Source organism: Mesorhizobium sp. M0898 (assembly GCF_040319695.1).
GTDB lineage: Bacteria > Pseudomonadota > Alphaproteobacteria > Rhizobiales > Rhizobiaceae > Mesorhizobium.
Window position 1 is genome coordinate 1 of the sequence record NZ_JAMYOE010000106.1, and the last position, 3,599, is coordinate 3,599.

The 3,599-nt window shown below is 59.6% G+C and carries 1 protein-coding gene and 1 pseudogene; both read right to left on the reverse strand.

The annotated features are described in order from the left end of the window. Positions 1–2,959 (reverse strand): amino acid adenylation domain-containing protein (locus tag NKH90_RS34290; RefSeq protein WP_352823715.1); only part of this gene is annotated, 2,959 nt, incomplete at its 3' end. 143 nt (positions 2,960–3,102) lie between these two features. Further along, positions 3,103–3,599, reverse strand: a pseudogene (locus NKH90_RS34295) (hypothetical protein); the annotation flags it as partial.

A 3,599-nucleotide genomic window follows, 5' to 3' on the forward strand; every position in this document is an offset into this window, starting at 1 on the left:
CCACCGCCTCACGCACCCAGGCATGCTCGCAAAGCCGCGCCGCGATCTCGCCCGGCTCGATGCGGAAGCCGCGGATCTTCACCTGGTCATCGTTGCGGCCCAGGAACTCCAGATTGCCATCCGGCAGATAACGCCCCAGGTCACCGGTCTTATACAGCCGATCGCCTTCCACAAAGGGACTGGCGATGAACCGCTCCGCCGTCAGATCAGGCCGGTTCAGGTAGCCCCGCGCAACGCCCGCCCCGCCGATATAGAGCTCCCCCACCGCCCCGAACGGGACGGGCGCACCATGACCGTCCAGCAGGTACACCCGCGTGTTCGCAATCGGACGCCCGATCGGGACAACTGACCCATCAAAGTCATCGGGACAACTCCAAACCGTCGCGCAGACTGTTGCTTCGGTCGGGCCATAGGCGTTGACGATAGATGCCGAGGCCAGACTTCGGACGAGTTCAGCTTTCGGCAGTTCGCCAGCAAGAATGAGAACTTGCGATGCCAAACATCCCGGATCCCTGCTTGCCTGAAGCAAGGCTGGAGGTAATGTCGCATGGGTTATGGCTTCGCTTCGCAGGTAATCCGATAGCTTGTTACTCGCCTGGCGGAGCTCGTCCGCAGGCAAGTGTAATGCGGCGCCTGAGCCAAACGCCATGACAAGCTCCCAAGCACTTGCATCAAAGCCGAAGGAGGCGAACTGCACAACACGGCTATTCGAACAGGCGCCAAAAAGCCCGATCTGAGCCAACCCGAGATTGACCAGACTTCCATGCTCGACCATGACGCCCTTTGGGGTTCCGGTGGAGCCTGAGGTGTAGATGACATAGGCGAGATGGCGCGCGGTCAGGCCAATGGCGCGCGGCTCGGGATCGCAGGCGGGCAATTCGGCCCAGGCTGGTGTCGCCGTCTCCAGATCGACCACGCTCACATCGGCCAGCGCCTCGGCGCCGAGCGCAGCGCGGCCGGCCGCGTCGCAAAGCAGCAGCTTGGGTGCGGCATCATCGAGAACCTGCCGCAACCGCGCGCAGGGATAGGCCGGATCGAGCGGCAGATAGGCGCCGCCGGCCTTGAGGATCGCCAGCACACCAAGCACCATCGCCGGGCTGCGCTCCAGGCAGATCGCCACCGGCTGATCCGGCTTTACACCCAAGGCGATCAGATGGTGGGCCAGCCGGTTGGCCTGGGCATTGAGCTCGCCATAGCTCAGGCGCTCGTCCTCATAGACTACCGCCACCGCATCGGGGGCCTGGCGCACCTGCGCCTCGAACAGCTCGTGGATGCACATGTCCGACGGATAGGCCGCCGCCGTCCGGTTCAACTCCTCCAACAGGTAGGTGCGCTCGTCAGCCGGCAGGATGTCCAGATCGCGCACTGGCCGGCCTGCATCGGCCAGCACACTATGCAACAATGTTTGTAAGTGCTGCGTCATGCGGTCGATCTGCTCCGGTGCCAATCGACTTGCATCAAAATGCCATCGAAAGCTCCCATCCAGAGCGCAAAGCTCGAATGTCAGCAAATCACCGGATAGGGTTGTCTCAGAACTCGCGTTCGAAGCTAGATCGCCAGCGGCAGAACAGCTATCTGCTGTAATCGTGATGCCAATCGGCCAGGGCCGGTGCGACCGTAGCGCCTCCACACCTCGCACTGTCCGGCAGCGCGCGATAAGATCCCGGGCAAAGCTAGCGTGCGCCCTCAGCTGAGCGCATTCGCCCGCCACAGCTTTGCGCATTTCCTCAAAATCATGTGCAAGATCAATGGTAACTTCCATCGGCACGACAGAGGCGATAAGCACCTCCACCGCTTTCAAACCGGCTTGCGATCTATCCGATGCAGGCGTCCATCCCAGTTGAAGCTCTGTTTCTCCCGTGATGCGGGCGAGATAGATCAGCCAAGCCGTTACCAAGTATTCCGTGCGATCATGTGGCGACAGCTTAGCCAACGCACTTGCAATGAACCACGAACTCGACTGCCGTTTGGGCGGCGCCCCAGCTACGCACGACGACAGGAAAGGAAACTGCAATATTCTAAGCTGCTCAAGCCGCTGTCGCCAAAAATCCTCTGAAGGCGCCAGCAATTCATGGGCGGCAGTTATGCTCTGCGCCTGTTCATCGCTCAAAATTGGCAGGCGATCACCTTCATTCAGATTGGAATGCCTGGCGAGGTCTCGCGCGTCCAGCGCCTGACCATCGGAGCTGCCAAAGCAAACCTCAACATCCTGCGTACCCGTCGCCACCCGCCAGTGGCTGGAGTGGATTTCAAGCAGGCAACCTGCCGGAATGCCCGAGCGTCGAGGCAACACCTCCAGGCGTCTGACTGTGACAACCTCATCGCCTACGAGCGCCTTGGGCAGACACAATGGATTGGGATGATACGGGCCAAAGTCTAGGGCACGCGTCATCGCTGACAGGTCTTGCGCGGATCGATCCCATCGCAGACAGCCTGCCGCATCTGGGCGTCGACGTCTTGGAAAATAGCTTCTGTTCACCAGCGCTTGCGGATAGGCGGTAAGCTCTCCCTTCGCCAAACCAGTTAGAAGCTCGCGGAATCCCTCGACAGCGGCCTCATAACATTTGAGGTTCAGGGTCAGTGCCGTATCGGTGGGCGCAATCAGCACTTGGCGATGGACCACGACGTCACCCGTATCAACACCATCATCGATACGATGCCACGTGATGGCATACTCGCTCTCCTGGGCCAGCAGCGCCCAGGACGTCGCGTGAGTTCCTGCATACCGTGGCAGTGGACCGTCGTGGAAATTGAAAGCACCTTGTCGCGCTCGCCCAAACACGCCCGGTGGCAATATAAGCGGATTGGCAACGGAGAAAATCCAATCCACCGGCTCCGCGTTCAAAAGAGAGCAGAGCTCGTCAACACTCGCAATACACGGGATATTGGCGCGAGCCGCCCAATCCGCGAATATAGCGTCGCCACATAGCACTACGCGAATGTCGTGGCCCACCTCCATTGCCAGCTGCGCGCAGCTGATAGCAAGCGTACCATTGCCAACAAAGACGCTGGAGGAGATTGATCGCGCTGCAGGTTGTGGCCTATCCCGATCGCCTGGTTCGCAAGCGCTTGCGCGCTCCGGTGAAGAGTGAGGTGCCATCTTCATCCCTCGGCCAGTCCATCCACTAAGCTGGGCAGTTCCCTCCCCAACCGCCGCGCCACATAGCGGCCTAAACCTGTCACACTGGTTCGGATTTGCTCGGGAGTAACCGCGCTGAATGCTAATCGAATCCGGCAGTCTTGAGAGTTATCCAACGCAAAGAAGCTCATCGGCATAACAATGACATTGTAACACCTTGCACACTCGTCCGCGCTGTCCGCGCCAAATCTGAAAGGAAGATCAAGAGACAGGAAAAAGCCGCCAGAGGGTCGATTCCATCGTATCTGCTCGGGGAAAGGCGAAAACACACTGTCCAGCTGACGCACCATGACGTCGCGATTTGAACGATACCAATCCAGCGCGGGGCGAATCCAGCCACGCAAGCTTACTGCCTGCTCCATCAAGAGTCCCGCTACAATCGCTTGTGTAATATGGCTTGTATTGAGGGTAATGAAACTCTTGAGCTGGACCAGGTTTTCCCAAAGTGCCCGGCAAGCGC